Raw genomic sequence first — 3,840 nt, forward strand, 5'->3', positions numbered from 1 at the left:
TGGCTATTATCCAAACTTTGTCTCGCGTGGCTTTGCACTCGATTTGGCATCAAGCTACCTCATTAATGGCAATGTGATTCGTGGTGAACAAAATGTTGCACTTGAAAACAAAGAACGTGTGGAAATTTTAAAAGGCATTTCCGCGATTCAAAGTGGTATGTCGACCCCGGGTGGTGTGGTCAATTATGTCACCAAGCGACCTAAAGATATCCAGGCCCTGACATTCTCTGCTGATCAACATGGACAGTTTTCAGTGGCAACTGATCTAGGTGGTTTTTGGGGTGATGAGCAACAATTCGGATATCGCATCAATCTGGTGAATGAACAGATGGATTCTTATGTCGATCATGTGGAGGGTGAACGCTATTTAGCGGCATTGGCCTTAGATTGGAAAACATCTGAGCAATCTAAATTGGAATTTGATCTTGAAGCACAGCGTTCCGAACAAAGATCAGTGCCAGGCTATCAATTACTCGATGGCAAAGTCCCAGAAAATGTGAAATGGGACCGATTGCTGGGTTACCAGACTTGGGGCAAACCGGTCACGATCGATAGTCTGAATAGCAGTTTAAAATATAGCTATGCTTTGAATAGTGACTGGAACCTGGGACTCGTTGCAGCACACAGTAAATCCAGAGTTGATGACTATTCAAGCTTTGCTTATGGTTATTATCGGGAAGGCTGTCTGGAAGCGTATTCCTGTAACACGTTTGGTAAAGCTGGCGAGTATGATATTTACGATTATCAGAATCCAGATGAAACCTTTAAAACCAACCAATTTAAAGTCAAACTAGATGGGGTGATTGATACCAATTGGGCGCAACATTATCTAAATTTTGATATTACACAAACCAATAAATCGCGAGATCGTTTTGCTGGTGTCAATGAATGGATTGGTGTAGGTAATATTTATACAGAAACCATAGATTTTTCCCCAGTAACAGCGAATGCTGGACCAAAATATCAAGCACTTAAAAGTAAACAAACTGCATTGACGTTTCTTGATCGTATTGAATGGAATGAACATTGGACCACTTTGATTGGCGGAAAATGGATCGAGCTGGATGAACAAGCATATGATGCAGATCGGGTAAAAGTCCGCGATACTGATTTAGGCAAATTTTTACCGCAATTTGCGATCAGCTATAGCCCCTTGGAATCGACTACCGTCTATGCCTCGTATGCTAAAGGCCTGTCAGATGGAAAAACAGCGCCTTGGTTTGCAGAGAATGCGGCTGAAACTCTAGCACCGATCTATTCAGAGCAATATGAAATTGGTTTCAAACAACAGATCAAGCAGTTTTTATTGACTGCCTCGCTATTTGATTTACGCCAAGACAACCAATATAGCAAGCCGATTTCAGGACTTCGCTATTTTGTTGCGGAAGGCGAACAACATAGTCAGGGTCTGGAGCTCGGACTGAATGGTGCATTAACCGACCATCTGGCCTTAACTTCATCTTTAGCCTTGACCAAAGCCCGTTTAGAAAATGTGGAAGCGGTTGAATATGGTAATCATCAGGCGCAAAACGTGCCAAAAGTTCGTTTCGCAACGCATCTTCGCTATAACGTACCGAGCATTGCAGGTTTCACTATTCTGGCAGGTGGTCAATACAGTTCCAGCAAATATGCCAACAAAGAGGGTGCTGCGAAAGTTGCAGGTTATAGTGTGGTTGATTTAGGCGCTGCTTATCAATTTAAGCTAAATACGACCGATGCATTGCTGCGCTTGAATATTAATAATCTGTTCAACAAGAAATACTGGCGTGATGCAGGTGAATTTTTGGGTGACGATTATTTATTCTTGGGTTCGCCGCGTACAGCAACCTTGTCATTCAATCTGAACTTCTAAATTGGCTGCTTAATCAGGTTATATCGTCGTGGAAAATATAGAAATTGCAGCGTTCATTTTAAACGTTTTAGGTGTCTGGCTGACCTCCAAACAATATAAAGTCTGCTGGTTGGTGAATATTATCGCTGTATTTTTATATATGATTATTTTTTATCGTGTCAATTTATTTGCAGACGCAGCATTACAAGCCGTATTTATCTTGATGCAACTGTATGGCTGGTATAGCTGGTCGAAGAAAAATCATGACCAGGCTATCACCGTGCAGATTGGCTATTTGAATAAAAAAATCTGGGTATATAGCCTGATTGTGGGTATTGTCGCCGGTCTGGTGATTGGCGCCTTATTTGCTCATTTCACCACAGCATCACTCCCTTGGTTGGATTCCATGTTAGCCTCTTTTAGCTTGGTGGCAAGTTATTGGGCGGCAAAAAAATATATTGAAAGCTGGGGCTTGTGGTGTGTTCTAGATGTGATTTATGTCGGTATGTACACCCATAAATCATTGTATTTAACAGCCGTACTCTATTTTCTCTTTATTCTTCTTGCACTGAATGGCTGGAGAATGTGGCGAAATCTTTATAGAGTGAAATTATCTTGAAATGACACTATTGCAAATAGAAATTTGAGGTGATGCTCTTTCCTTTAAAAAAAGTGTTTATAGACTAAAAACTTTATTTGAATTGGCCGCAGCTTGAAGATGTTGCTGATATTTTGTGAAAGCTAGCTACCATACATTCAAAGCGAACCGAAGTTCGCTTTGAATGTATTTCACTTCTTAAAAGAACCCGGCTGGTTTGGTCGAATAGCTGACTAGCAAGTTTTTAGTCTGCTGATAATGATCCAGCATCATTCTATGGTTCTCGCGTCCAATGCCGGATTTTTTATAGCCACCGAAAGCCGCATGGGCAGGGTAGATGTGATAACAGTTGGTCCAGACCCGACCAGCCTGGATGGCACGACCGGCACGATACGAGGTATGTGCCGAGCGCGACCAGACCCCGGCACCGAGTCCGTAAATGGTATCGTTGGCGATCTTGATTGCATCATCGAAGTCTTTAAAGGTAGTCACGGCCAGCACGGGACCAAAAATTTCTTCCTGGAAGGTTTTCATATTGTTGGTGCCCTTAAAGATGGTCGGCTCAATATAGAAACCTTGACCGACTTCCTGACGTGCTTCACCGCCGGTCAGGATCTGTGCACCTTCTTCACGGCCAGTGGCAATACAGCCCAGAATCTTGTCCTGCTGTTCCTGAGAAGCTTGCGCGCCAATCATGGTGTCGGTATCCAGTGGATGACCGGTTTTAATGCGTTGTACCCGTTCTACTGCACGCGCTAAAAACTCATCGGCAATACTTTCCTGTACCAAGGCCCGGGAAGGGCAGGTACAGATTTCACCCTGGTTCAGGGCAAACATGGCAAAGCCTTCCAGTGCCTTGTCCAGATAATCGTCTTGCTGATCCATAATGTCGGCAAAGAACAAGTTTGGGGATTTTCCGCCAAGTTCCAGGGTCACCGGAATAATATTTTCAGTCGCATATTGCATGATCAGCTGACCCACTGCGGTTGAACCGGTAAAGGCAATCTTGGCAATGCGTGGGTTGGTGGCTAGCGGGCGACCGACTTCAACCCCATAACCATTGACGATATTCAGGACACCCGGTGGCAAAATATCCTGAATCAGTTCAGCCAGAACCAGAATGCTGACCGGGGTCTGTTCTGCAGGTTTCAGCACAATACAATTACCCGCAGCCAGGGCGGGTGCGAGTTTCCAGGCGGCCATCAGAATCGGGAAATTCCAGGGAATGATTTGTCCGACTACACCAAGCGGTTCATGGAAATGGTAGGCAATGGTATCTTCATCAATTTCGGAAATACCGCCTTCCTGGGCACGGATACAGCCGGCAAAATAACGAAAATGGTCAATAGCCAGCGGAATATCGGCAGCCAGCGTTTCACGGATCGGTTTGCCGTTGTCCCAGGTTTCTGCC

3 protein-coding genes are annotated in these 3,840 nt (G+C 44.3%); 2 read left to right on the forward strand and 1 reads right to left on the reverse strand.

Going from position 1 to position 3,840, the window contains the following annotated elements; all coding sequences use genetic code 11:
- On the forward strand, positions 1-1,852 hold a 1,852-nt coding region (locus B4033_RS11435; protein ID WP_286834116.1), incomplete at its 5' end, for a TonB-dependent siderophore receptor.
- 28 nt (positions 1,853-1,880) lie between these two features.
- Positions 1,881-2,450, forward strand: a complete 570-nt coding sequence (gene pnuC, locus B4033_RS11440; protein WP_286834118.1) for a nicotinamide riboside transporter PnuC — start codon at positions 1,881-1,883, stop codon at positions 2,448-2,450.
- Between the two features lie 177 nt (positions 2,451-2,627).
- Here the strand turns inward: pnuC and B4033_RS11445 are convergent.
- On the reverse strand, positions 2,628-3,840 hold a 1,213-nt coding region (locus B4033_RS11445; RefSeq protein WP_286834119.1), incomplete at its 5' end, for an aldehyde dehydrogenase family protein.

The organism is Acinetobacter sp. UBA3132, assembly GCF_002364825.1.
Lineage (GTDB): Bacteria > Pseudomonadota > Gammaproteobacteria > Pseudomonadales > Moraxellaceae > Acinetobacter > Acinetobacter schindleri.